20 protein-coding genes are annotated in these 25,076 nt (G+C 60.7%); 6 read left to right on the plus strand and 14 right to left on the minus strand.

The features are described from left to right. Positions 1–70: 70 nt before the first annotated feature. Entirely contained in the window at positions 71–1,228 is a 1,158-nt protein-coding gene (locus OX459_RS17710) for an iron-containing alcohol dehydrogenase (protein ID WP_289905990.1), read from the plus strand. Between the two features lie 65 nt (positions 1,229–1,293). On the opposite strand, the gene OX459_RS17715 is transcribed toward OX459_RS17710, so the two are convergent. From OX459_RS17715 to OX459_RS17745, 7 genes are all read right to left on the minus strand, one after another. Then, positions 1,294–3,354, minus strand: a complete 2,061-nt coding sequence (locus OX459_RS17715) for a 3-hydroxybutyrate oligomer hydrolase family protein (RefSeq protein ID WP_289905991.1) — start codon at positions 3,352–3,354, stop codon at positions 1,294–1,296. Between the two features lie 76 nt (positions 3,355–3,430). Beyond that, positions 3,431–4,411 carry a branched-chain amino acid ABC transporter permease gene (locus tag OX459_RS17720; RefSeq protein WP_289905992.1) on the minus strand — a complete coding sequence of 327 codons (981 nt, stop codon included), beginning with the start codon at positions 4,409–4,411 and terminating at the stop codon, positions 3,431–3,433. Positions 4,412–4,442: 31 nt separating this feature from the next. Beyond that, positions 4,443–5,327: a branched-chain amino acid ABC transporter permease gene (locus OX459_RS17725; protein ID WP_034752662.1), complete on the minus strand. Its 885-nt coding sequence runs from the start codon at positions 5,325–5,327 to the stop codon at positions 4,443–4,445. A 159-nt stretch (positions 5,328–5,486) separates the two neighbouring features. Beyond that, positions 5,487–6,695: an ABC transporter substrate-binding protein gene (locus OX459_RS17730; protein WP_289905993.1), complete on the minus strand. Its 1,209-nt coding sequence runs from the start codon at positions 6,693–6,695 to the stop codon at positions 5,487–5,489. Positions 6,696–6,771: 76 nt separating this feature from the next. Beyond that, a complete protein-coding gene (locus OX459_RS17735; protein WP_077398364.1) occupies positions 6,772–7,500 on the minus strand; it encodes an ABC transporter ATP-binding protein in 729 nt (242 codons plus the stop codon). Continuing rightward, positions 7,500–8,270 (minus strand): ABC transporter ATP-binding protein, encoded by a 771-nt coding sequence (locus tag OX459_RS17740; RefSeq protein WP_035823437.1) that lies wholly within the window; start codon positions 8,268–8,270, stop codon positions 7,500–7,502. Before OX459_RS17740 ends, OX459_RS17735 begins: the two co-directional genes overlap by 1 nt. Positions 8,271–8,403: 133 nt before the next feature. Then, a complete protein-coding gene (locus OX459_RS17745) occupies positions 8,404–10,029 on the minus strand; it encodes a GMC family oxidoreductase N-terminal domain-containing protein (protein WP_289905994.1) in 1,626 nt (541 codons plus the stop codon). Between the two features lie 1,457 nt (positions 10,030–11,486). Between OX459_RS17745 and OX459_RS17750 the strand changes: the two genes are divergently transcribed. Next, entirely contained in the window at positions 11,487–12,263 is a 777-nt protein-coding gene (locus tag OX459_RS17750; RefSeq protein WP_289905996.1) for a 5'-methylthioadenosine/adenosylhomocysteine nucleosidase, read from the plus strand. A 164-nt stretch (positions 12,264–12,427) separates the two neighbouring features. Here OX459_RS17750 and putA read toward each other — a convergent pair whose 3' ends face one another. Beyond that, positions 12,428–16,081, minus strand: a complete 3,654-nt coding sequence (gene putA / locus OX459_RS17755; RefSeq protein ID WP_289905998.1) for a trifunctional transcriptional regulator/proline dehydrogenase/L-glutamate gamma-semialdehyde dehydrogenase — start codon at positions 16,079–16,081, stop codon at positions 12,428–12,430. A gap of 206 nt (positions 16,082–16,287) precedes the next feature. Here putA and OX459_RS17760 point away from each other — a divergent pair, with 206 nt between their 5' ends. Both OX459_RS17760 and OX459_RS17765 read left to right on the plus strand, forming a co-directional pair. After that, positions 16,288–16,743 carry an Lrp/AsnC ligand binding domain-containing protein gene (locus OX459_RS17760; protein WP_010393827.1) on the plus strand — a complete coding sequence of 152 codons (456 nt, stop codon included), beginning with the start codon at positions 16,288–16,290 and terminating at the stop codon, positions 16,741–16,743. Positions 16,744–16,947: 204 nt separating this feature from the next. After that, complete coding sequence (locus tag OX459_RS17765; protein ID WP_289905999.1) at positions 16,948–18,507, plus strand: methyl-accepting chemotaxis protein; 1,560 nt, start codon at positions 16,948–16,950, stop codon at positions 18,505–18,507. A 50-nt stretch (positions 18,508–18,557) separates the two neighbouring features. Here the strand turns inward: OX459_RS17765 and OX459_RS17770 are convergent, their stop codons facing one another. Further along, a complete protein-coding gene (locus tag OX459_RS17770) occupies positions 18,558–19,538 on the minus strand; it encodes a LysR family transcriptional regulator (protein ID WP_034783859.1) in 981 nt (326 codons plus the stop codon). Between the two features lie 192 nt (positions 19,539–19,730). Here OX459_RS17770 and OX459_RS17775 point away from each other — a divergent pair, with 192 nt between their 5' ends. After that, on the plus strand, positions 19,731–20,036 hold the full coding sequence (locus OX459_RS17775) for a hypothetical protein (RefSeq protein WP_139092066.1): 306 nt from the start codon (positions 19,731–19,733) through the stop codon (positions 20,034–20,036). Positions 20,037–20,102: 66 nt separating this feature from the next. On the opposite strand, the gene OX459_RS17780 is transcribed toward OX459_RS17775, so the two are convergent. The 5 genes from OX459_RS17780 to OX459_RS17800 all read right to left on the minus strand — a co-directional run bounded on the left by OX459_RS17780 (position 20,103) and on the right by OX459_RS17800 (position 23,349). Beyond that, a complete protein-coding gene (locus OX459_RS17780) occupies positions 20,103–20,711 on the minus strand; it encodes a chalcone isomerase family protein (RefSeq protein ID WP_251349599.1) in 609 nt (202 codons plus the stop codon). Between the two features lie 112 nt (positions 20,712–20,823). Continuing rightward, the gene (locus tag OX459_RS17785) at positions 20,824–21,090 is read right to left on the minus strand and encodes a YfhL family 4Fe-4S dicluster ferredoxin (protein WP_077398358.1); all 267 of its coding nucleotides are present in this window, start codon (positions 21,088–21,090) and stop codon (positions 20,824–20,826) included. Positions 21,091–21,104: 14 nt separating this feature from the next. After that, positions 21,105–21,602 (minus strand): pantetheine-phosphate adenylyltransferase, encoded by a 498-nt coding sequence (coaD, locus tag OX459_RS17790; RefSeq protein ID WP_034752633.1) that lies wholly within the window; start codon positions 21,600–21,602, stop codon positions 21,105–21,107. 112 nt (positions 21,603–21,714) lie between these two features. Beyond that, positions 21,715–22,374, minus strand: a complete 660-nt coding sequence (rsmD, locus tag OX459_RS17795) for a 16S rRNA (guanine(966)-N(2))-methyltransferase RsmD (RefSeq protein WP_289906005.1) — start codon at positions 22,372–22,374, stop codon at positions 21,715–21,717. A 69-nt stretch (positions 22,375–22,443) separates the two neighbouring features. Further along, a complete protein-coding gene (locus OX459_RS17800; protein WP_289906006.1) occupies positions 22,444–23,349 on the minus strand; it encodes a DUF6279 family lipoprotein in 906 nt (301 codons plus the stop codon). A gap of 25 nt (positions 23,350–23,374) precedes the next feature. Here OX459_RS17800 and glmU point away from each other — a divergent pair, with 25 nt between their 5' ends. Continuing rightward, the gene (gene glmU / locus OX459_RS17805; RefSeq protein WP_289906007.1) at positions 23,375–24,751 is read left to right on the plus strand and encodes a bifunctional UDP-N-acetylglucosamine diphosphorylase/glucosamine-1-phosphate N-acetyltransferase GlmU; all 1,377 of its coding nucleotides are present in this window, start codon (positions 23,375–23,377) and stop codon (positions 24,749–24,751) included. Positions 24,752–25,076 lie beyond the last annotated feature (325 nt).

Raw genomic sequence — 25,076 nt, forward strand, 5'->3', positions numbered from 1 at the left:
CCACGTGAAACATACGCGGAGCGGGAAAGCGGAGTAAGCTTGGCTTCTGTCCTTGCCGCCAGGAGTCTGCATGCCCGCCTTCCAGTTCCGCACCGTGCCGCATCTGATCGTTCAACCGGGCGCCGCCGCCCAACTGGGCGCGCATATCGCCCACCACTTCCCCACCGTCCGCCGCACCCTGCTCGTCACCGATGCAGGGTTTCTGCGCACGGGACTGGCCGATGCCCCTCTGCACAGCTTGCGCACGGCAGGCATCGACACCCATGTTTTTTCCGACGTGCAAGCCGATCCGCCTGAAGCCATCGTGCTGGCAGGCGTGGCCCAGGCCCGGATGCTTCACGTGGAACTGATTATCGGCCTCGGTGGCGGCAGCTCGCTGGACGTGGCCAAGCTGATCGCCGTGCTGGTCCCCGGCCACCAGGAACTGGCCCAACTGTATGGCATCGGCAATGTCCACGGCCAGCGCCTGCCCCTGGTGCAATTGCCGACCACGGCGGGCACGGGCTCGGAAGTGACGCATATCGCCATCGTCACCACGGGCGCCACCAGCAAGATGGGCGTGGTAGCGCCGCAACTGTATGCAGACCTGGCCATCCTCGACGCCAGCCTGACCCTGGGCTTGCCATCCGCCGTGACGGCCGCCACCGGCATCGATGCCATGGTGCATGCGATCGAAGCGTACACCAGCCGCCTGCTGAAAAATCCCTTGTCCGACATGCTGGCCAGCCAGGCGCTGTCGCTGCTGTCTGCCAATCTGCTCACGGCCTGCCGCGATGGCAGCCACTTGCCGGCGCGCCAAGCCATGCTGCTGGGCGCCATGCTGGCCGGCCAGGCGTTTGCCAACGCCCCCGTGGCCGCTGTGCATGCGCTCGCCTATCCCATCGGTGGACTGTTCCATGTGCCACATGGCCTGTCGAATGCGCTGGTGCTGCCGCATGTGCTGCGCTTTAATCTGTCCCACGCGGCGCCCCTGTATGCGCAACTGGCAGCCATCGTGCAGCCCGGCATTACGGGCAGCGACGAGGCGCGGGCGAACGCCCTGATCGACGCCATGCAGGCAATTGCCTCGGCCACGGGCATCGCCCGCACCCTGCGCGAGGTGGGCATCGCGGCCAGCGACCTGGACCGGCTGGCCGATGAAGCCATGCTGCAGACGCGCTTGCTGGGCAACAATCCCCGTCCCGTCACGCGCGACGATGCGCGCGCCATCTATGCGGCCGCGCTGTAAAAACATACAAGACATAAAAAAAGCCACGCATGGCGCGTGGCTAGCCTTGCGACCACAAGCAGCCGCTAGTTGGGAATATCCACCACCGTGCCCGTCACGCTGATGACATTACCGGCCGCCGGCGTTGCCGCAATGGCCGGCACGTTGACATTCGTGATCAGGGTCGACGCATCGGCGCGCGTCACCGTGCGCACCACCTGCGATGGCGGCAAGGCTTGCTTGGCGTTCAAGTGCGCATACATGGCGTCCAGCGCGCGGTTCAGGTACACGTGCAGCGGTACGATCAGGGTCGGCAAGGCGCTGCTGAAGGAATCGAAGTGGTTCGCGTTGGTCACCTCGATATAGCGCAGGCGGCTATTCGTCCCTTCCACCGCTGCGTTCAGCCCCAGATAGGCGCGCGAGGCGTGATTGACGGGAATCAAGGTGTCGCTGCGGCCATGCACGATGAGGGCCGGCTTGCCATTGAGTTTGCCCGTCGCCTGCACCTCGGCCATGCCTGCCCGCACGCGCACGCTTTGCGCGGCCAGCGTACCCTGCAAGTTGGCGTTGCTGACGGCATCGCGTCCCGTCGCCAGGCTGCGCAGGCACAGGAAGCCGTCGAGCGACTGGTCCGCCAGGCTGCTCGACGGCGAGACGCCGGCCGTGTACACCCTGGCGCCGCCCACGCTGTTCTCGTACACGACATTGCCCACGATGCCGCTCTGCGCGGCAAAGCTGACAGCCTTTTGCGCCGAAGTGAACGCGACCGGATTGCCGCTGAGATCCGTCTGCGCAAACGTGAAACCGCACACTTTATCGGTCACGGAGAATTTGCCGTAGGCATACGCATACGTGACGGCCACGAGGATATTCGTGCCCGCGTGCGCCGCCTGCAGTGGATCGGAGTCAAGCAGCCATCCATACGCGCGCAAGCGCTGCTTCGCGTCCGCCTGCTGCGCCGCCAGGTCGGCGCCGTTCAGCAAGCCCTTGTTCACCAGCGCCGTGCAGCGTCCCGCATTGCCCGCCACGGAAGCGATGCACGGCTGATACAGGGCGGCATAGGTGGCGTAATCGAACAGCGCGCGGCCGGGATTGGCGACCACCGCCCCGCCCTGGCGCACGCTGTAGGCGCTCGATGGCGCCGGCTGGACTTGCGGCTCGCTGGCCGCCACGCCGCCGATCAAGCCCTTGCTATCCTGTTCCGCCGCCAGCAAGGCCGAGCCGGCGCCGTTGGAAATGCTGGACGCAATCGTGATCGTGTTCTTCGGCGTCAGCCGCACGACGCGCGAACTGCCGTCGCGGGCCAGCACGCCATAGCGTTCGTTCAACACGTAATACGCCATCTCGATGGCCTGCAGCGTGACCTTGCCCCAATCCTTCTCGGGATTCTGTTGCGAGTGCGCATGCTTGAAGGCGATGCGGTTCGGGTTGGCGCCAGCCCAGGCCAGCCGGTCGGCATCGCTCAAGTCGGGCGCGAAGAGCGCGTTCTTGCCGGCAGCCACCCTGCCCGCGCGCACGCCGTTCTGCAGGTTGACGCTGTCATCTTCAAACACATACAGGCCCGTGCCGGAGCCCTTGTCGGCATACGCCACGGCGCAGCCCTTTTTCAGCCCCCATTCGCCCGAGCTGCCGATGGCGCCGTAAATGCCGCGCGAGCCGCTGGACGTGCCCGTGACGATGCAGGCATGGTCCGGGTCGAAGCTGGCCGGCACCTGCACCATCAAGGTGACATTCTTCTTGCCCGTGCCATCGTCGGCATACGCGATGTATTCGCTGCCGGCGATCAGGCCCTCGCCCGTGCCCACGTTCCCGGACGCATCCACGTTCGGTCCGTACAAGGTGCCGTAGCCGCTGTTGGCGGCAATGTCGAGCACGGCGCGGTAATTGGCGTAGATCGCATTGCGGCGCAATTCGACCGGCGTCGGCTGTTCCGCGTTCGCGTACGCGGGAGTCGCTCCCGCCAGCCCCGTCTTGCCCAGGCCGGCCGTGAGCAAATCGTTCGTCTTGCCGTCGTAGTCGGTCCGCGTGATGGTGCCCAGGTAGCCCGGTATCTGGTTCCGTTCTTCCGGTGCATGATTGCTGCCGCAGGCTGCCAACGCCAGCAAGGTGCACAGGCTGCTCCCCGCGCGCGTGATCGTCGTTTGCATGGTGGTTCTCTCCGTTAAGGTAACAGTGGACGCACAATGAAAAACGCCGGACGATCCGTCCGGCGTTGCTTGAAAATCAGACAGCGGCTTTGGCTGGCCTGCCGCCAAAGCGCGCGATGGCTTCGCCGACGATGCCGCGCCGGAACATCAGCACGCAGATGACGAAGATCACGCCGGTCACCATGCCCACCGATTCGCCCAGGGTGCCGAACCATTCGATGCCCGTGTGCGTGGCCAGGTAGGTGCCGACATCGCCCAGCTTGTTTTCCAGCGCGATGATCAACACGGCGCCGAGGATGGGGCCGGACAAGGTGCCCATGCCGCCCACCAGTGTCATCAGCACAACCAGGCCCGACATGCCCCAGTACACGTCGGTGAGGGTTTCAAAGCCCAGCACCAGCGTCTTGGTGGCGCCGGCCAGTGCGGCCAGCGAAGCGGACAGCACGATGGCCATCAGCTTGTACTTGTTGACGTCGTAACCCAGCGAGATGGCGCGCGGTTCGTTTTCCTTGATCGCCTTGAGCACCTGTCCGAACGGCGAATGGATGGTGCGCACGATCAGGGCGAAGCCGGCGACAAAAATGGCCAGCACGACGTAGTACAAGACGGTGTCATTGCCCAGGTCTATCGTGCCCAGCAAGGTTCCACGTGGAACACCCTGCAAGCCATCCTCGCCCCCCGTGAACGGCAGGCGCAAGGCCAGGAAGTACACCATCTGCGCCAGCGCCAGGGTGATCATCGTAAAGTAGATGCCCTGGCGGCGGATCGCCAGGCCGCCGATCACCAGGCCCAGCAAGGCGCCCGTGACGACGCCGGCCAGCAAGCCCAGTTCCGTTGGCCAACCCCAGGTGCGCAGCACATAGCCGGTGACATAGCCGGCGCCGCCGAAGAAGGCCGCATGGCCGAACGACAGCAAGCCCGTGTAGCCGATCAGCAAGTTGAAAGCGCAGGCAAACAGGGCAAAGCACAGCAACTTCATCAGGAAGACGGGATAACCGTAAAACGGGGCCGCCAACGCCAGCAGCAAGGCAATGGCGTAGCCTACATTCTTATTCATCGTGGTAGCTCCAATACATGACTGATGAGGATTACTTTTCTTTGCCGAACAGGCCGGCGGGACGCAACAGCAGCACGATGACCATCACCACAAACACCACGGTGGCCGAGCCTTCCGGGTAGAACACGCGGGTCAGGCCCTCGATCACGCCCAGGCCCAGGCCCGTCAGGATGGAGCCCATGATGGAACCCATGCCGCCAATCACCACCACGGCAAACACGACGATGATCAGGTTCGAGCCCATCAGCGGCGAGACCTGGATGATGGGCGCCGCCAGCACGCCGGCGAAACCGGCCAGGGCCACGCCGAAGCCGAACGTCAACGTCACCATCAGCGGCACGTTGATGCCGAACGCTTCCACCAGTTTCGGGTTTTCCGTGCCGGCCCGCAGGTAGGCGCCCAGCTTGGTTTTTTCGATGACGAACCAGGTCGCCAGGCAGACGGAGAGCGAGGCGATGACCACCCAGGCGCGGTAGTTCGGCAGGATCATGAAACCGAGATCCGTCGCGCCGGCCAGTGCTTCGGGCACGGCATACGGCTGGCCCGAGACGCCGTAGAAGGAGCGGAACACGCCTTCCATGATCAGGGTGATGCCGAAGGTCAGCAGCAAGCCATACAGGTGGTCGAGTTTATACAGCCAGCGCAGCATGGTCTTTTCGATCAGGATGCCGACCAGGCCGACGAGGATAGGGGCGATGACCAGCATGGCCCAGTAATTGATGTCGAAATAGCTCAGGCCCATCCAGGCCAGGAAGGCGCCCATCATGTACATGGCGCCGTGCGAGAAATTAATCACATTAAGCAAGCCGAAGATGACGGCCAGACCGAGGGACAACATGGCATAGAACGAGCCGTTGACGAGACCCAGCAGCAGCTGGCTCATCATCGCTTGTATTGGAACGCCGAAAATTTCCATGGCATCACAGTATAAAAAGCACCGCCGGGTAGCGGTGTGGTATCAAGGGAAACGCGCCACCGCAAACGGGAGCGGCGGCGCAAGGCGAACCCTGCGGGCGAAGCGTGCAGGACAGAGCACCCGCGCAGCGGCGGACACTCTGTAGAGATTGCTACAGCATTACTTCCACAGCGAACACTTCGACTCGGCCTTGGTCACATACGCTTGCGCGCCGGGCACGGTGGCGATCACCTTGTAGTAATCCCATGGGTACTTCGACTCGGACGGTTTCTTGACTTCCATTAAATACATATCGTGCACCATGCGGCCATCGGGGCGCACTTCGCCATTCTGGGTAAACATGTCGTTGATCTTGGTCTTTTTCAGATAAGCCATGACCTTCTCGGTGTCGTCCGTGCCCAGCGCCTTGACGGCTTTCAGGTAGTTCGCCGCGGCCGAATAGTCGGCCGCCTGCAGCATCGACGGTTCCTTCTTCATCTTGGCGAAATAGCGTTTCGACCAGGCGCGCGTCTCCGCATTCAAGTCCCAGTACCAGCCGTCCGTCAGGTACATGCCCTGCGTCAAGTTCAAGCCCAGCGAATGGATGTCATTGATGAAGATCAGCAAGCCGGCCAGCTTCATCGATTTCGTCAAGCCGAACTCGTTGGCGGCCTTGATGCTGTTGATGGCGTCACCGCCGGCATTGGCCAGGCCGAGGATTTGCGGTTTTGCCGCTTGCGCCTGCAGCAGGAAGGAAGAGAAATCGGAAGCGCCGAGCGGATGCTTGACGCTGCCCAGCACCTTGCCGCCGGCCGCCTTGACGACCTCGGCCGTGTCTTTTTCCAGCGAATGGCCAAACGCATAGTCGGCCGTCATGAAATACCAGTTCTTGCCGCCCTGCTTGACGATGGTGCCGCCCGTGCCGCGCGCCAGCGCCACCGTGTCATACGCGTAATGCACGGTGTACGGCGTGCATTCCTCATTCGTCAGACGCGACGAACCGGCGCCGATGGCAATGAAAATTTTCTTCTTTTCCGCCGCCACCTTGGCCATGGCCAGGCTGGCGCCGGAATTGGTGCCGCCGATCAGCATGTCGACGCCCTGCTGGTCGAACCATTCGCGCGCCTTCGAGGCGGCGATGTCGGCCTTGTTTTGATGGTCGGCGGAAATGAATTCCACCTTTTTACCGGCCAGCACCACGCCGGCATCGGCGATCGCCATCTTGATGGCTTCCGCGCCACCGAGGCCGTCGACGTCGGAATACACGCCCGACATGTCGGAAATAAAACCGATCTTGATGGTGTCGCCCGATACCTGGGCGTGCGCGGCGCTGGACAAGCCCAGGGCGCAAAGAGTGGCGGTGGCAATGGCGATAGCGTTACGTTTCATAGTGTCTCCGTTGGGATTATTGTTTGCTATTCAGTCGATTGCTGGACGATGACGAGTACAACAGACTACATGGGGACTACACGCCAAGCAGCTCGGTCAATACCGGCATCTTGGCCTCCAGTTCGGATGCAGCAAAAGTCTCGACGATCTGACCGTGCTCCATCACATAAAACCGGTCCGCCAGCGGCGCGGCAAACCGGAAATTCTGTTCCACCATGACGATGGTGTAACCCTTCGCTTTCAGGGTGGTGATCATGCGCGCCAAGCCTTGCACGATGACGGGCGCCAGGCCTTCGGAAATTTCATCGAGCAGCAGCAAACGCGCGCCCGTGCGCAGGATGCGCGCCACGGCCAGCATCTGCTGTTCCCCGCCCGACAGGCGCGTGCCCTGGCTGTGGCGGCGTTCCTGCAAGTTCGGGAACATGGCGTAGATTTCCTCCACCGACATGCCCTTCTCGCCGCTGGCCAGGGTCGGCGGCAGCAACAGGTTTTCCTCCGTCGACAGCGAGGAAAAAATGCCGCGCTCTTCAGGACAATACCCGATGCCCAGGTGGGCGATTTTGTGCGTGGCCAAACCTATCGCTTCGACGCCGTTGACCTTGATGGAGCCCGTGCGCGCGCCCGTCAGCCCCATGATGGCGCGCAAGGTGGTGGTGCGGCCGGCGCCGTTGCGGCCCAGCAAAGTCACCACCTCGCCCTGCTCCACTTTCAGGTTTACGTCGTGCAGGATGTGCGATTCGCCATACCAGGTGTGCAGTTGTGCAATTTCCAGCGCGGGTGCGCTGCCATTCGCTCGTGTCGCCATCAATGCGCCCCTTCCAGTTCCGCGTGGGTGGTGCCCATGTACGCTTCCATCACTTGCGGATTGCGCGACACTTCCGCGTAACTGCCTTCGGCCAGCATGGCGCCGCGCTGCAGGACGGAAATCTTGTCGCAGATGCCGGAAACCACGCTCATATTGTGTTCCACCATCAAAATCGTGCGGCCAGCCGACACTTTTTTGATCAGTTCCGTCACGCGGTGCACGTCTTCGTGGCCCATGCCTTGCGTCGGTTCGTCGAGCAGCATCATTTCCGGCTCCATCGCCAGGGTGGTGGCAATTTCCAGCGCCCGCTTGCGGCCGTAAGGCATGTCGACCGTGATGGTGTCGGCGAACTCCGTCAGGTCGACTTCGGCCAGCAAGGCCATGGCGCGGTCGTTGAGCTGGTTCAATGCCCGTTCGCTTTGCCAGAAGTGAAACGAGGTGCCGAGCTGGCGCTGCAAGCCGATGCGGACATTTTGCAACACGGATAAATGCGGGAAGACGGCGGAAATCTGGAAGGAACGGATCACGCCCATGCGCGCGATCTGGGCCGGTTTGGCGGCCGTGATATCTTTCCCATTGAACAGGATCTGTCCGGAAGTGGGGACCAGGAATTTGGTGAGCAAGTTGAAACACGTGGTCTTGCCGGCGCCGTTCGGACCGATCAAGGCGTGGATATGGCCCCGCTCTACCTTCAGGTTCACCTCGCTCACAGCGGTGAATCCCTTGAATTCCTTGGTCAAATTTCTTGTTTCCAAGATTACGTTTGACATCGTGTCTCCTAGTTGTACTTTTTGTACTACTTAGTCATTTTTATAATACACAACTTAAATTTAACGCACAATACAGTATAACTACGGGGATTTTTCGCCGGCCCGAATGGCGCAAACTCGCACGCTTGCCCAGCTATTTCCAGGCCGCGTGTATCATTTGCGCCGCTTTTTCCGCGATCATCACGGTGGGCGAGTTCGTATTACCAGAAGTAATGTACGGCATGATCGAGGCATCGACGACGCGCAAACCAGCCACGCCGAGCACGCGCAGCTGGCTGTCGACCACGCTCAAGGGATCGCTGGCCAGGCCCATGCGGCAGGTACCGACGGGGTGAAAGATGGTGGTGCCGATCTGGCTGGCCGCCTGCGCCAATTCTTCCTGGCTCTGGAATTGCACGCCGGGCTTGTATTCCTGCGGCGCAAACTTACTTAACGCCGGCGCGGCGGCGATGGCCCGCGTCAGGCGCAAGGCGTCGGCCGCCACGGCGCGGTCCTGCTCGGTACTCAGGTAATTGGGCACGATCTTCGGCGCCGCATAACTGTCGCCCGACGCGATATGCACGTGGCCGCGCGAGGTGGGGCGCAGATTGCACACGCTGGCCGTAAACGCGGGAAAAGAGTGCAACGGTTCGCCGAATTTATCCAGCGACAAGGGTTGCACATGGTATTGCAGGTTCGGCGTGGCTTGCTGCGGGTCGGACTTGGCAAACGCTCCCAGCTGCGACGGCGCCATCGACATGGGCCCGCTCTGGAACAGCGCATATTGCAAGCCGATCTGCATTTTTCCCACGATATTGCTGGCCATCACATTCAAGGTTTTCACGCCCTGCACCTTGTAAACCATGCGCAGCTGCAAATGATCCTGCAAATTGCCGCCCACGCCGGCCGCATCGAGCACCGGCACAATCCCATGCTGCTGCAGCAAGGCAGCCGGGCCGATGCCGGACAATTGCAGCAATTGCGGCGAACCGATGGCGCCCGCCGTCAGCAGGGTTTCCCGCCGGGCCGTCGCCTGCCACTGCGTGCCGCCGCCCGTAAACACGATGCCGGCGCTGCGCGGCCCCGCGTCCGTCGTCTCCAGCAACAGACGTTCCACGTGGCAGCCCGTCATGATGGTCAGGTTCGGGCGGCGCGACGCCGGTTTCAAGAACGCTTTCGAGGTATTCCAGCGGATGCCGCGGCGCTGGTTGACGTCGAAATATGCGCTGCCGCTATTGTCGCCGCCATTGAAATCGCTGGTTTTCGGGATGCCGACCTGCTGCGCCGCATCGCGGAATGCATTCAGGATATCCCAGGACAGGCGCTGTTTTTCCACGCGCCACTCGCCGCCCACACCGTGGTTTTCCGAGGCGCCGCCGTAATAATCCTCGCTTTGTTTAAAGAGCGGCAAGACTTTGTCCCAGCGCCAGGAAGCGTCGTCCGTCAGGTCGGCCCAGTGGTCGTAATCGCCAGCCTGGCCGCGCATGTAGATCATGCCGTTGATGGAAGAGCTGCCGCCCAGCACTTTTCCGCGTGGATAGATCAGGCTGCGCCCGCCCAGGCCCGCATCCGCCTGCGTGGAATACAGCCAATCCGTGCGGGGATTGCCGATGCAATGCAGATAGCCGACGGGGATGTGGATCCACACGTAATCGTCCTTGCCGCCCGCTTCCACGAGCAAAACGTTGGCATCCTTGTCGCGCGTGAGCCGGTTGGCCAGCACGCAACCTGCCGTGCCGCCGCCCACGATGATGTAGTCGTATTCGCCTGCCGATTCCAATGAAGCTCCTTTCGGTATGCCATCAAGCTGTCGCGCGGCGTGTCTCCCCACCGCGTCCCTGTACCAGAGTCTGTCTTTCTTCATGCATGCATGGCTGCTGAGCCGCCTTGAGATTACCACCAGTGCCGGGCCAGGGCGACATTAATCGTGGCCCGCGATACGGCCGAACGTCACGGCAAGCTCAAAAACAGGGTCGCCAAGTTGTGGATAACCGTATGGATATCCACAGGTACGATATGTGAGTAAACGAAAATTTTTTTGGCCCCCTTTTTTTTATCCCAAAACCATCCCCGGCAGATACAACCCTTACTCAGCGTTTATCCGTACGCCAAGCGATTGTTTACAAGGATAAATCCGGACTTATCCACAGAAGATACCGCCGTTAACTACTATTACTATTCTTGTATACGAACTTGTTAAGGTAAACCCGACAACGCACGCTTTGCCTGCCCTTCATCTTCAAGAAGCTACGCCAGCCTGTCTGCAAAAAAAACCGGCGAGCTGCTTTGAGTGACAAAAAAAAAAGGGAGCCAACAACTGCGCGACGAAAACCGGCACGGCCGGCATCACGCGCACAGCACTGCCAAACCGTTTTGCAAAATGGAAACGTCAACAGGCTTGAGCAGGCACAGTGCCAGCAAGCCATTCGATGTGAAAAAGAGGGGGGATTTGAGACGATTGTGGATAAATCACTTGATATCCACAGGATGACTTGTGAGTAAACACGAACTTTTGCGCAGGCCCGCATTTTATACAATTTTGCTCCTCGCGTGATACAGCGATTATGCACGCTTTATTTTGCGCGTAAACGATTGATCCTGTTGAAAAAAAGCGACTTATCCACAGAAAAAAACGCGTTTACTATTACTACTATTTTTATATATAGATCTATTGTAAACCAACAAAAAAAGCGGAAGTCCGGGGATATTTCCAAAAAGCATGCAAAAACCGCCAAAAAAAAAGCCAACGGCGACATCGCGATCCACTCCCAAACCGTCTTCCAGGAATCACCTGGATGCCAAGGTCCGTGAAAGAACAACGCGCGTGGTTGCTCAACCAGGATTGCCAGGCAAGGATCAAGGCAAACGAAACACGTCAAACATGCCACTACAGCAAGAAAATCCGTGATTTCTGCTTGCTGCTGTGGATAAGTGCCTGTATATCCACAGGATGAGATGTGGGAAAAGTCGATCTTTGTCCACAGCCCGATTTTTATCCCAAACAAGTCCTCCGTCGATACAATGCTTGTGCGCCTACTTTTTTGTGCGCCAAGTCGATGATTTTTATACGGTATACCGACTTATCCACAAAAAAATGGCCGTTTACTATCACTACTATTTTTATGTATACATCTTTATTTAAAACACAGAGACAAACGCGAACGGTGGAAAAGTCACCGAAATAGCTGTTTTCACCCTGTAAACCGTTTGGCAATCCCAAAAACCTGTAAAAGCAGCATGAATTCACACAAAAAAATGCGTTTAGGCATCATCAGTGCCTTGCATGAAGAACAGCAGGGGCTGGTAGAAGCCATGCAAGGCCCCCAGAGGTGTTCGCACGGCATGCGCGACTACACCCTGGGGACCCTGTGGAATATCGACGCTGTGTGCGTCCTGTCGCGTCTGGGCAAGGTTGCCGCTGCCATGACAGCTTCTATCCTTGTGGAAAAGTACGGAGTTACCCACATCGTCTTCACCGGCGTGGCCGGCAGTGGGGATAAACACGTGAAAGTCGGCGATATCGTCGTGGCCGAAGCGCTGTTGCAGCACGATATGGACGCCCGTCCCCTGTTTCCCCGCTTCGAAGTGCCGCTGACGGGACTGCAGCGCTTTGCCACGGACTTGCAACTGAGCACGCAACTGGCTGCCGCCGCGGAAGATTTCCTGCGTGACGATGTTTCCAGCGTGCTCAAGGCGGCGGATATTGCGCAATTCAGCCTGCAGCACGCGCAAGTGCACCGCGGCCTGATCGCCAGCGGCGACCAGTTCATCAGCAGCGCCGCGCATATGAACCAGCTCAAAGTTGATATCCCCGACCTGCTGGCCGTCGAAATGGAAGGCGCGGCCGTGGCGCAAGTGTGTTTTGAACTGGGCGTGCCGTTTACCGTCATGCGCACCATTTCCGACAATGCCAACGAAGAGGCGGCCGTCGACTTCATGCGCTTCGTGCAAACCGTCGCCTCGCCGTACGCGTTGACGGTGATCCAGCAGCTGTGCCAGCGCCTGGCTAACTGATTTTTCAGCTAGCGTGCATAAAAAAAGGGCAGAACCACTGGTTCTGCCCTTCTTATTTCAAAACAAAAGAATCTGAAAAATGTTCAGGGCTAGGCGCCTTCGCAGGCAGTACGAATGTACGGCCAGGCAAGGCAACAACGCCCTGGACTTTTTCTCAGGTTCCTTTAGACGCTGAGCATCATCAGACTGGCGTTACCGCCGGCCGCCGTCGTATTCACGCACAGCGCCCGCTCAGCGACCAGGCGCCACAGGGGGATGGCACCCTCTTGCGTGGTGGCGATGGTGCCCACCAGGGCCCCTTCCCGTGCCGCCAGCAGCGGTTTGAGCTGGCCATCGAGGCAAGGCTCGATCATGGCGATCTGGAAATCATGCTTGACGGACTCCAGGCTGCTGACGACCTGGATGCGGTCCTTCAGCGCGGCCGGCAAGTCGCCGGGGATCAGATCCGGCGCTTGCGCCAGCACGAGGGCCTGGTTACCGGTGGCCAGCACGGCTGCCAGCTGGTTCATCAGCGTGCCGGACGTGGCTGCCGCGCACAGAATCGTGCCGCGCGCGGCAAAACTCAGGGTATTGCGCTCGCCCGTCGGGCCTGGCAAGACGGTGGTGCTGCCCAGCAAGGTGGTGCGCGCATAGTCCTGCGCCAGTTGCTGCACCTGGTCGTGGCCATGCATCTTCGCCCACACGGTGAGCGCATCGAGGGCCGGTGGCGCCTGGCGCTGGTGCTGCGCGCCGGCTGGCGCATTGCGCTGCAAGCGTTTCAGGTACAGGGGGCCGCCCGCCTTGGGGCCAGTGCCGGACTTGCCTTCGCCGCCGAACGGTTGCACGCCGACGACGGCGCCGACGATGTTGCGGTTCACATAAATATTGCCCACGTGCGCGCGCTTGGTGATGAAATCGATGGTTTCATCGATGCGCGTATGGATGCCCAGGGTCAAGCCGTAACCGCTGTCATTGATCGATTGCACCAGTTGCGGCAGTTCGGCCCGCTTGTAGCGGATCACGTGCAGCACGGGGCCGAAGACTTCCTGCGTCAATTGCGCCAGCGACTTGATTTCCAGCACGGTCGGGGCGACAAACGTGCCTTTGACGGTCGGCAAATCGAGCGAATAATGGTCGATGGCCATGGTCTTCATCTTGTTGATGTGCGCCAGCAAGTTACCTTGCGCTTCCGCATCGATGACGGGACCGATATCCGTGGCCAGGCGGTCAGGGTTGCCAACGCGCAATTCCTGCATGGCGCCCTTGAGCATGTGGATGGTCTTGTCGGCGATTTCCGTTTGCAGGAACAGCACGCGCAAGGCCGAGCAGCGCTGGCCGGCGCTGTCGAAAGCGGACGACATCACGTCCTGCACCACTTGCTCTGGCAAGGCGGACGAATCGACGATCAGGGCATTCTGGCCACCCGTTTCGGCGATCAGGGGAATGTCGATGCCTTCGGCCACGGCACGCGCGGTCAGGTTGCGGTTGATCAATTGCGCCACTTCCGTCGAGCCCGTGAAAATCACGCCTTTGACGCGCGTGTCATTGCACAGGCCGGCACCGACAATCTCGCCGCTGCCGGGCAAGAATTGCAGCGCGCCGCGCGGCACGCCCGCCGCATGCAGCAATTGCACGGCACGGTGGGCGATCAGCGGCGTTTGCTCGGCCGGCTTGGCCAGCACCACGTTGCCCGCCGCCAGGGCGGCGGCCAGCTGGCCCGTAAAGATGGCCAACGGGAAATTCCATGGGCTGATGCAGGTGACGGGCCCCAGCGCCAGGGTATTCGGCGCGTGTTCCACCTGCGCCGCGTAGTAGCGCAGGAAGTCGACGGCTTCGCGGATTTCCGCGATCGCGTTCGGCAGGGACTTGCCCGCTTCGCGCACGGCCAGGGCCATCAGCTCGATATGGTGTTCCTCGAACAGGTCGGCCGCGCGCAATAACGCTTGCGCGCGGAGCGGCGGTTCCGTCGTTTGCCAATCCATGGCGAAGGCGCTGGCGCTGGCCAGGGCCGTTTCCACGTCGGCTTGACCGGCTTCCATGACCTTGCCCACGACGTCGTCGTGCTGGGCCGGGTTGTGCAGCATGTGCGCGGGGCCGTTCAGGCTGACGGCGCCATCGATCAGCGGCGCCGCCTGCCACGTCTGCTGCTGCGCCAGGCCCGTGGCCAGGGTGCGCAAGGTGTCTTCATTCGACAAGTCCAGGCCGGCCGAGTTCCTGCGTTCGCTGCCAAACATGTCCAGCGGCAACGGAATCGACGGGTGCGGCAAGCCGCCCTGCAGGCGCGCCTGTTCCAGCGGATCGCGGATCAGGCTATCGATGGCGACGCTTTCGTCGACGATCTGGTTCACGAAGGACGAGTTGGCGCCGTTTTCCAGCAGGCGGCGCACCAGGTAGGCCAGCAGGGTTTCATGCGAGCCGACGGGGGCGTAGATGCGGCACGGCTTGTCGAGGTTGTCGGGGCCGACGACCTGGTCGTACAAGGTCTCGCCCATGCCGTGCAGGCACTGGAATTCGTAGTCGGTAATGCCGTCGCGTTTCGCCCAGGTATAGATGGTCGACAGGGTTTGCGCGTTGTGCGTGGCAAACTGTGGATAGATCAGGCTGCTGGCTGCCAGCAGTTTTTGCGCGCACACGAGGTAAGAGACGTCCGTGTAGACCTTGCGCGTGTAGACGGGATAGCCTTCCTGGCCGTCGACTTGCGCGCGCTTGACTTCCGCATCCCAATACGCGCCCTTCACCAGGCGCACCATGAACTTGCGGCCGCTGCGGCGCGCCAGGTCGATCAGGAAATCGATGGCGAACGGGCAACGCTTCTGGTACGCCTGCACCACGTAGCCGATGCCGTCGAAGCCGGCCAAATCTGTATCAAAGGCAAGTGCTTCCATCAGGTCGAGCGACAGTTCCAGGCGGTCCGTCTCTTCCGCATCGATGTTGAAGCCGATGTTGTACTGTTTGGCCAGCAACAGCAGCGCTTTGACTTTCGGCAACAATTCTTCCAGGACGCGGGCGCGCTGGGCGCGGTTGTAGCGCGCGTGCAGGGCCGACAGTTTCACGGAAATGCCGGGGCCGTTGCGGATGCCGCGGCCGTTCGAGGCCTTGCCGATGGCATGGATCGCCGTTTCGTACGAGGCGTAGTAGTTGGCCGCGTCCTGCTGCGTCAGGGCCGCCTCGCCCAGCATGTCGTACGAGTAGCGGTAGCCGCGCGTTTCGTTGTCGCGGCTGTTCTTCAACGCTTCCTCGATGGTCTGGCCCGTCACGAACTGGTTGCCCAGCATGCGCATGGCCAGGTCGACGCCCTTGCGGATCAGCGGTTCGCCGCCTTTGGCGATGAGCTTGGTCATGGCCGAACCGAGGCCCGATTCGCTGCTGGTACTGACCAGTTTGCCCGTGATCAGCAAGCCCCAGGTGGCCGCGTTGACGAACAGCGACGGCGATTCGCCCAGATGTTTCTTCCAGTCGCCCTTGCTGATTTTGTCGGCGATCAGACGGTCGGCCGTTTGACTGTCGGGTATACGCAACAGCGCTTCAGCCAGACACATCAATGCAACACCCTCTTCCGACGATAGCGAGAACTCGTGCATCAGTGCATCGACGCCGGAGGCGCGTGTGCGTTTTTGGCGCACGTTCGAGACCAGGCGGTGCGCCAGGGCTTGCCCTTCGGCCGTCGTTTCGGTGCTGCTGGGGCGGATTTGTTGCAACAGCCACTGTACGGCGGAAACCTCATCGCGCCTATAGGCGGCGGTGACGGCGGCGCGTTGTGGTGTCGCTTCGGGCAGGATTTCTGCCTGGAACGCAGCAAAAGGAATCGGGGTAAAAGCCGAGGGGCCTGCAGGGTGCATAAGTGCTCTTTACAAGGAAAAGGGGACGAAAACTGACGTAATTCTTGCTCTTTTTTGGTGCAAAAAAATACAGAAAGTCGGACGTTAAGATGATTCGATTGTAAAGGGGATTCTTATGGATTAATTCTGGTAATACAGGGGACTAGCAATAGATAGTTTTTGATGCGACAATTTAACCAAATAATATTAATTTGGGGGTGATGGTAATGCTGGACAAGATCAGTAAGAAAATCTTGATGGAATTGCAGAGCGATGGACGCATCAGCAATGTGGAGCTGGCCGCGCGCGTGAACCTGTCGCCGGCCGCCTGCCTGGAGCGCGTGCGCAAGTTGCACGAATCCGGTTACATCATGGGCTATACGGCCCAGTTGAACCCGCAGCTGCTCGACGTGTCGCTGCTGGTGTTCATCGAAGTGGTGCTCGATCGCACGACACCGGAAGTGTTCGACGCCTTCAAGCATAGCGTACAAATCATTCCAGAGGTACTGGAATGTCACATGGTGGCCGGCGGTTTCGATTACCTGGTCAAGGCGCGCGTCAAGGACATGGCCGCCTACCGCGAATTCCTGGGCAAGACGCTGTTGCAGAAAGGTGTGCGGGAAACCCACACTTATGCCGTCATGGAAGAGGTCAAAAACACGACCAAATTGCCAATTAAGTGACCCTGGTGTAGCCGCCCCACTTTTCTGATTGAGCTATCGGAACAAATGTTGTAGGGTAGAACTACAATTCTGCTATCCGGTAGCCGCCTGAAACGCCGCGCAGACGGTCACTTCAGGGTGCAAAGTGGGCAATCGTGCCCACCCGCATACGGTTACGGCACGTCCCTTTCGCGGGACGTGACGGGTTCGCGCAGCGGGGGACAAATGAAGCAGTTGCAGCATCAGCTGGTGCGTTTCTTTGTATTCACGATCCTGGCCATGGCCGTCGCCTGTTGCCTGGCCTATCTGTTGTTGCTCTCGGGCGGCGACCATCCCTATCTGATTGCCTGCGTGGCCGCCGCCATCGGCGCCGCGCTGCTGGCGTTTGCCGGCCGTCCGCGCGGCGAGCCGGGCTTGCACCAGTTCGCCGACACGGTGGGCAACGCCATCGATGCCATCATGATCGGCGCGGCGGAAACCTCGTATTTTGTCGATTCCGTCAAACAGAAGGTGGAACTCGATGTCCGCACGGCCAGCGATATCGCCGACAGCTCCGTACAAAATGCCGCGATGACGGAAAAGATCGCCGCCAATGCGGAACGGGCCGCCAAGGTGGCCGCCGGCGTGCGCGTGGAAAGCGTGGCGGCGCGCGCCGAAGTGGACCAGGGCTTGCAGCGCATCAATAACGCACGCGAGGAAGCGCAAGGCGCTTCCAGCAACATGCTGAGCTTGCAGGAAAAATCCAAACGCATCACGGGCTTTACGGAAGCCATTTCCGATATTTCCGCGCGCACCAACTTGCTGGCGCTGAACGCCGCCATCGAGGCGGCGCGCGCCGGCGAACACGGGCGCGGTTTTGCCGTGGTGGCCGGGGAAGTGCGGCAATTGGCGCAGCGCACCAAGGAAGCTTCCGATGAAATCAGCGTGATGGTGCGCGAAATCAATGAACAGTCGGAAAAAGCCGCACGCGGCATGAGTTCGCTGGCGGCCGGCGTCACGGAAGCGGCGCGCAATGTGCAAAGCGTGCACGCCTCGCTCAGCCATATCGAGCAGTCATCGGGCGAGTCCGAGGACGAGATCGGGCAAATCGCCCGCGCCTCGCGCGAACACGTCGAGACGACGCAAGTGATCGCCGACGCCATCGGGCAAATCCGCGACAGCATGCTGTCGACGAATGCCGAATTGCCGCGCGCCACGCAATCGGCCATGGCCCTGGCCGAGCGGGCCGAAGTGATCGCCGGCGCCCTGGGCGAATCGAGCGTGGCCACGCCGCACGACGAGATCCGCGAGGCGGCCCAGCGCGCCGCGCGCGACGTGGGCAAACTCTTCGAGCAAGCGATCGCCTCGGGGCGCATCACGCGCGACGCCCTGTTCGACCGCCATTACCGCCCCATCCCGAATACCGATCCGCCCAAGCACAACACGAAATTCGACGCGTTCACGGACAAGGTGCTGCCCGACTTGCAGGAAGGCGTGCTGGCGGCATTGCCCCACCTGGCGTATGCGGGCGCCGTCGACAACAATGGATATTTTCCTACGCACAACAAGAAGTTTTCCCAGCCGCTGACGGGCGATTACGCCACCGATATCGTGAATAACCGCACCAAGCGCATCTTCAGCGACCGCACGGGCAAGCGCTGCGGCAGCAATACCAAGGCGTTCCTGTTGCAGACCTATAAACGCGACACGGGCGAGGTCATGCACGATTTGTCCGTGCCCATCCACGTCGAGGGCAAGCACTGGGGCGGTTTCCGGATCGGTTACAGGTCCAGCAGCCACGCATAAAAAAAACGCCTGATGAGATATCAGGCGTTTTTTTTGTCCTGTCGCAAGTCTTACTCGACGTGCGGCTTGGGCGCCACGCCGCCGCCGGCCGCCGTGGCCGTGCGCAGGGTGGGCGTGTTCATGCTTTCCAGGTGGTTGCGCAGCCATTTGTGGGCGGGGCTGCGGGCGTCGCGCTCGTGCCACAGCATGTCCAGGTGGACGGCTGGCAAGGTCAACGGCAAATCCTTGTACAGCAGCGATTCCGTCATGCCCGTCGAGGCGATCAAATGGCGCGGCAAGACCGTGATCAGGTCGGAATTGGCGACGACTCTTCCGGCCGTGAAGAACTGGTTGACCGTCAACAAGATGCGCCGTTCGCGGTGGATCTGCGACAGCGCCTCGTCGATCAAGCCATGCGCGCGGCCGGAAAAGCTCACCAATAAATGGTTCGCCGCGCAGTAGTTATCCAGGGTCAATTCCTTGTCGGCCAGCGGATGGCCGCGCCGCATCACGCACACATACTTGCCGGAATACAGGCGCTCGTGGCGGATGGGCGAACCCGTTTCGCTGGACAATTGCGCCGCCACGCCGGGAAAGAAGCCCACGGCCAGGTCGATGTCGCCGCGCAGCAGCATCGGGCGCGGTTCGCGCGTGGTCAGCGGCATCATGCGCACGTTGACGCCGGGCGCTTCCCGTTCGATCGAGCGCATCAGCGAAGGCAGCCAGAACGCGGCCGTCGCATCGGCCATGGCCATGCGGAAAGTGGCATGCGTTTTTGATACGTCGAAGGTTTCCGGCGTGACAGCCGCTTCCAGGCTGGCCAGGGCCGAGCGCACGGACGGCCACAGCGCTTCGGCGCGGGGCGTGGGTTTCACGCCATAGGCCGTGCGGATCAGCAATTCGTCACCGAGGCTCTCGCGCAGGCGTTTGATGGCGTTCGATACCGCCGGCTGCGTCATCGCCAGGTGGCCGGCTGCGCGCGTCAGGTTTTGTTCCGTCATGACGGCGTCGAAAACACGCAGCAAGTTCAGATCCAGCGTCAGAAAACTCATGGAAAGCCCAAGATAAAAGTTGAATTGATTACTTAAGAGTGTAAACCGCGCCGGGCACGAATATTTTCACTCGTAAAAAAATATTACAGTTTTCCATTCACGATTCATATAATTGGTATCAAGAAATGGAATTAGATTTATATGTTGCACTGCACTATAGTACTGGCAAATTCTATAATGCACTGGAACACTATGTCTACCTTCGCCTCCGCCCTGTACGCAGTATCCGCACCCGTGCTGGAGATTTCCCTGCTGAACGCCCTGCAACTCGTGCTGGTGATCGTCGCCGTGGGCGCCTTCACCCTGCTGTTCAAGCCTTTGCTGGTGGGCATCGCCCGCGCCATGATGCTGGTGGTGCGTCCCAAGCTGAGCCGCGAAGAGCGCCTGGCGCGCCAGCAGATGCGCGAAGCGCAAGCCTTGAAACGCACGCTTGGCAAGATGGATGGCGTATCGCCAAGCAATGCCGCCGAATTGCGCGCCCTGTCGACGCGTGCCTGAGCGAGCAACTGTTGCAGAATGACAAGCCGGCCTGCGCCGGCTTTTTTTACGCCTGCCGCCAGCCGATTACGCCATGTCGCCCAGCAAATGCGCGCGCAACATGGTGTCGGCCGGATGGGCACCTATCCAGATTTTCAGCAGCGCATTATAGAAAGCCAGGTCCGGCACCGTGTCGCCCACCTGCTTGCCGTTCAGTTTGCACAACGTTCCCTCTTCCGGCAGCCAGTCCACGGTGAGAATGTCGCCCTTTTTCAGGCCGGGCACCATTTCGAACATGGCGCCGAACTGCATCGTTTGGCTCAGCAGGCGCGTGCGGTCGGCCTGGTCGGAACTGCGCTTCAAGCCCTGCATGAAGGCTTGCCCCAGCTCGTCGGAAGTGATGTCGCGTAGCATGACGATTTCCAGGCGGCGCGGTCCGGGCAGCGCCAGGATGTCGGCCAGCTGGGTTTTCTTTTCCGGCAGGTACAGCGCGATCGTGTACACCTTGAAGATGACCTTGTAGCGCACGCCGGCGCCGTTGAGTTTTAATTCGCGGCTGGCCAGCTGCACCGTGTCGTCCAGCTTGACGCCGCCCACCTCAACGGCGAGCGCTGGTCGTGCCACGGCGGCGCACAGGCTGGCGCACAGGCAGGCGGTGGCCAGGGAGCGGCCCAAACGGGATGTGCTTATTTGCATCTTCTACCTCCGTGGAAACCATGGGCTGTGGATAAGTCAGCACACAGTGTAGAACAGTTGGCAGAAGCTGGCGCCACGCAGACGTGGCCCGGAAGTGGCGCGGAAGAAAAGCTCAGGCTTTGGCGGCGGGCAGTTCCGCCTGCAGGCGTTCGTACTTGGCCATCAATTGCTCCGGGCTTTCGCGCCAGGCGGGATTGAAGGGGATGCAGCTGACGGGGCACACTTGCTGGCATTGCGGCTCGTCAAAGTGGCCCACGCATTCGGTGCACTTGTTGGGATCGATTTCGTAGATTTCCGCGCCCATGTAGATCGCGTCATTCGGGCACTCGGGCTCGCAAATGTCGCAATTGATGCATTCGTCGGTGATCAGTAATGCCATGATTTCACTCTTACTTATTGCGATGAGGCAGCGTTGGCGGCGATCTTGTTTTGCAGCCAGCGGTTCACCGAGGGGAAGACAAACTTGGAGACGTCGCCGCCCAGCGCCGCGATTTCGCGCACGATGGTGCCCGAAATAAACTGGTACTGGTCGGACGGCGTCAGGAACATGGTTTCGACATCGGGCAGCAGGTAGCGGTTCATGCCCGCCATCTGGAATTCGTATTCGAAGTCGGAGACGGCGCGCAAGCCGCGCACGATGACCCGCGCTTCATGCTTGCGCACGAAATCCTTGAGCAGGCCGGAAAAGCTTTCCACTTGCACATTCGGATAGTGGCCGAGCACTTCGTTGGCGATTTCCAGGCGTTCGTCGAGCGAGAAAAACGGTTGCTTGTTCTTGCTGTCGGCCACACCGACGATCAGCTTGTCAAACAGACCCGATGCGCGGCGCACCAAATCTTCATGACCGCGCGTGAGCGGATCGAATGTTCCTGGATAAACGGCTACAACCATTGCGGCTCCCTGACGATGCACCAATATAGACGCGCATTATGCCTGAAATTGGTGACCACCTTGGTGTTGCGCCTCGGGCCAGGGAGCCTTTTTGCCTCATTTATAGGCAGATTCAGGCAGTAGCCGGCACTTTGTTGTAAGTTAGCAAATGATAATAAACGGTGCCCGCCTTGTCGGCGCGGATGACTTCCCACGGCGCCATCCACTCCGGTTTTTCCAGGGCGCTGGTTGCATCGAAGACGAGCGGCAAGCCCGATTCCGCATACACCATGCCGCCTTCCTTGAGCAGGTTGGCGCACAGCGGCAACACTTTCGCCAGGAAATCCTGCTGGTAGGGCGGATCGAGGAAGATCAGGTCGAAACGCTGGCCGCGCGATGCCAGGCCTTGCGCCGTCAGCAAGGCGTCGCCGCGCAGCAGCTGGACATTGTCGGCGCGCAATTTCGTCTTGTTTTCTTCCAGCTGGCGGATCACGGGCGTATGGGTGTCGACCATGGTGACGGCGGCGGCGCCGCGGCTGGCCGCCTCGAAGCCGAGCGCGCCGCTGCCGGCGAACAGGTCCAGCACCTGGGCATCGGTCCAGTCGCCGTCGCGCAAGTGGTTGATCCAGTTAAACACGGTTTCGCGCACGCGGTCCGGTGTCGGGCGCAAGCCCAGTGCCTGCAAAACAGGCAGCACGGAGCGCTTCCACTGGCCGCCGATGATGCGCACCTGGTTCGGTGGCGGCGCGTGGTGGACGGGGACTTTGGCGGGTTTCTTAATTTTCTTTTGCATGGGTATTTCTTCAATTCGATGGCGGCCACTATAGCATATGGCCCCCTCCCCCCTGCTGGCGCTGCCTGGCTATTTGGCTTGCGTGGCGAGGGAATTGAAATCGTCGATCCAGCCCTGCATGCGCTTGACGGCATGGGCTTTTTGCGTGGGCGTGGCGATCTTGATCACCGTCATGACCATCTGCGCCGTGCTGCTTTCGTAGGCATCGAAGAAGGCCTTGCGCTCGGAATGCTCGAGGCGCTCGAAACTGTCCTTGATCAGGGTGTTGATCAAGGTCACGGTGGCTTCCTTGCCGAGTTTTTCCTGGTGAACTTTCTTGACCAGGCTCAACACGTTCTGCTGGCGCCGCATGCGTTCGTCGAGCCAGATCTCGTTGTTCAGCGGACGCGCGTCGGACGCCTTGCGGATGAGGGCTTCCTGCTCGCTGCTGAAGCTGCCGAACCACAGTTCGAATTGCTCCATGGCTTTCTTGTAGCGCAGTTTCTGGCGCTTCTCGTGGTCGCCGCTCAGGTATTTCTTGCGGTAATCCTCATTGTTCGACTTGAACTTCTTTTCCATCTGCGCGATCTGCTCGGGCTTGAGCGAGCGCGCCAGGTCGGCCAGCTCGGGCGCCGCCTTCAGCAACAGCGCCTGGGTGCGCTGCTTGATCTCGCTGTAATCCGCCAGCAGGTCCGCCTGCGTGGCATTGCCTTGCAACTGCTTCTGGCCCGTGCGCAGGATTTCCACGTAATCCTTCAATTGCGTCTTGCGGTGCCAGTCGAACAGCTTGTCGATATCGTCGCGCACCCAGCCCTTCTGGTCGCGGTCCAGGTCGACATACGCGTTCAGCCACCAGTACAGCACGGTATCGCCATTGTTGTAGGCCAGGCGCAAGCCGCTGCAACCGGCCATGACGACGAGCAGGATGGCCAGTAAGGCATACATCAAGCGGCTGGAAGACGTGGAAGACGGGGCCTGCGTGTTAAACTTTTTCATATTCTTAACTTATAAAAGACGGTCTATGAACGTTGTCATTCTCGCTGCCGGTATGGGCAAACGCATGCAGTCGGCACTGCCCAAGGTATTGCACCCGTTGGCGGGCAAGCCGCTGTTGTCGCACGTCATCGACACGGCGCGCGGCCTGGCGCCGTCCCGATTATGCGTGATTTACGGGCATGGGGGCGCATCGGTGCTGAAGTTGCTCGACGGCTACAAGGTGAACCATGGCGTGCAGATCGACGCCGCCGAGCAGGCGCAGCAGCTGGGCACGGGCCATGCCGTGCAGCAAGCGCTGCCTTTGCTGGATGACAGCGTGCCGACCCTGATCCTGTACGGCGACGTGCCGCTGACCAGCGCCGCTTCCCTGCAGCAACTGGTGCAGGCGGCCGGCAAGGACAAGCTGGCCATCCTGACCGTGGAACAGGACGACCCGTTTGGCCTGGGCCGCATCGTGCGCGAGCACGGCGCCATTGTGCGCATCGTCGAGGAAAAGGATGCCACGCCAGAAGAGCGCGCCATCCGCGAGATCAACAGCGGCATCATGGTCGCGCCCACCGTGCAGCTCAAGCAATGGCTGTTGGCCTTGTCGAATGACAATGCCCAAGGGGAATACTATCTGACCGATATCGTCGCCCAGGCCGTCGCCGATGGCGTGGCCGTCACCTCGGCGCACCCGGCTGCCGTGTGGGAAGTGGCGGGCGTCAACAGCAAGGTGCAGCTGGCGCAATTGGAACGCATCCACCAGAACAATATCGCGCAAGCGCTGCTGGAACGGGGCGTGACCCTGCTCGATCCGGCCCGCATCGACGTGCGCGGCGAACTCATTTGCGGCCGCGATGTCACCATCGACGTCGGCTGCGTGTTTGAAGGCCGGGTGGAACTGGGCGACGGCGTGCGCGTGGGCGCCAACAACGTCGTCATCAACGCCACGGTGGCCGCTGGCGCGCACATCAAGCCCTTCTGCCATATCGAGGACGCCGTCGTCGGCGCCGCTTCCATCATCGGCCCCTACGCGCGCCTGCGCCCGGGCACGGTCCTGGCGGAAGACGTGCACATCGGCAACTTTGTCGAAGTGAAAAACAGCCAGATCGCCGCGCACAGCAAGGCCAATCACCTGGCCTATATCGGCGACGCCACCATCGGCTCGAAGGTCAACATCGGCGCCGGCACGATCACCTGCAACTACGATGGCGTGAACAAGTTCCGCACGGTCATCGAAGACGACGCCTTCATCGGCAGCGACAGCCAGCTGATCGCGCCCGTCACCGTCGGCAAGGGCGCCACCCTGGGCGCCGGCACGACCTTGTCGAAAGATGCGCCGGCCGGCAAGCTGACCGTGTCGCGCGCGCGCCAGGTGACCATCGACGGCTGGACGCGTCCCGTGAAAATCAAGAAGTAAGCGGCGCAGTCAGCCCTTGCACACAGGCAGGCCGCATGGCCTGCCTTTTTTGTATGTGGATAACTCTGTGGGCAAGCCACTGCACAAGTGGCGCATAAGCCTGTGTGCAAGCCTGCGCATAAGCTGTTGGCAAGTTTTATAATCTGGCCCACCATGCGCTTGTCGCTGCCTTTTCCGCTGATTCCAGCGGCTTGCCAGCGATGCAATCGCCTTTTCCTGCGGATTGTGGATAACTCTGTGTGTAAGCCTGCGGATAAGCGCTGGATAGCGTAGGTACAAGTGGGGATAACTGCAGTTTTGCACCCGCTTCCCGGATGTTGCTGTG

The sequence above is a fragment of the Janthinobacterium sp. SUN026 genome (genome assembly GCF_030397625.1).
GTDB classification, from domain to species: Bacteria; Pseudomonadota; Gammaproteobacteria; order Burkholderiales; family Burkholderiaceae_D; genus Janthinobacterium; species Janthinobacterium kumbetense.

Coding starts and splice junctions, on each gene's coding strand:
- OX459_RS17710 (WP_289905990.1), top strand. CDS start 71: ATGCCCGCCTTCCAGTTCCGCACCGTGCCGCATCTGATCGTTCAACCG.
- OX459_RS17715 (WP_289905991.1), bottom strand. CDS start 3,354: ATGCAAACGACGATCACGCGCGCGGGGAGCAGCCTGTGCACCTTGCTG.
- OX459_RS17720 (WP_289905992.1), bottom strand. CDS start 4,411: ATGAATAAGAATGTAGGCTACGCCATTGCCTTGCTGCTGGCGTTGGCG.
- OX459_RS17725 (WP_034752662.1), bottom strand. CDS start 5,327: ATGGAAATTTTCGGCGTTCCAATACAAGCGATGATGAGCCAGCTGCTG.
- OX459_RS17730 (WP_289905993.1), bottom strand. CDS start 6,695: ATGAAACGTAACGCTATCGCCATTGCCACCGCCACTCTTTGCGCCCTG.
- OX459_RS17735 (WP_077398364.1), bottom strand. CDS start 7,500: ATGGCGACACGAGCGAATGGCAGCGCACCCGCGCTGGAAATTGCACAA.
- OX459_RS17740 (WP_035823437.1), bottom strand. CDS start 8,270: ATGTCAAACGTAATCTTGGAAACAAGAAATTTGACCAAGGAATTCAAG.
- OX459_RS17750 (WP_289905996.1), top strand. CDS start 11,487: ATGAATTCACACAAAAAAATGCGTTTAGGCATCATCAGTGCCTTGCAT.
- putA (WP_289905998.1), bottom strand. CDS start 16,081: ATGCACCCTGCAGGCCCCTCGGCTTTTACCCCGATTCCTTTTGCTGCG.
- OX459_RS17760 (WP_010393827.1), top strand. CDS start 16,288: ATGCTGGACAAGATCAGTAAGAAAATCTTGATGGAATTGCAGAGCGAT.
- OX459_RS17765 (WP_289905999.1), top strand. CDS start 16,948: ATGAAGCAGTTGCAGCATCAGCTGGTGCGTTTCTTTGTATTCACGATC.
- OX459_RS17770 (WP_034783859.1), bottom strand. CDS start 19,538: ATGAGTTTTCTGACGCTGGATCTGAACTTGCTGCGTGTTTTCGACGCC.
- OX459_RS17775 (WP_139092066.1), top strand. CDS start 19,731: ATGTCTACCTTCGCCTCCGCCCTGTACGCAGTATCCGCACCCGTGCTG.
- OX459_RS17780 (WP_251349599.1), bottom strand. CDS start 20,711: ATGCAAATAAGCACATCCCGTTTGGGCCGCTCCCTGGCCACCGCCTGC.
- OX459_RS17785 (WP_077398358.1), bottom strand. CDS start 21,090: ATGGCATTACTGATCACCGACGAATGCATCAATTGCGACATTTGCGAG.
- coaD (WP_034752633.1), bottom strand. CDS start 21,602: ATGGTTGTAGCCGTTTATCCAGGAACATTCGATCCGCTCACGCGCGGT.
- rsmD (WP_289906005.1), bottom strand. CDS start 22,374: ATGCAAAAGAAAATTAAGAAACCCGCCAAAGTCCCCGTCCACCACGCG.
- OX459_RS17800 (WP_289906006.1), bottom strand. CDS start 23,349: ATGAAAAAGTTTAACACGCAGGCCCCGTCTTCCACGTCTTCCAGCCGC.
- glmU (WP_289906007.1), top strand. CDS start 23,375: ATGAACGTTGTCATTCTCGCTGCCGGTATGGGCAAACGCATGCAGTCG.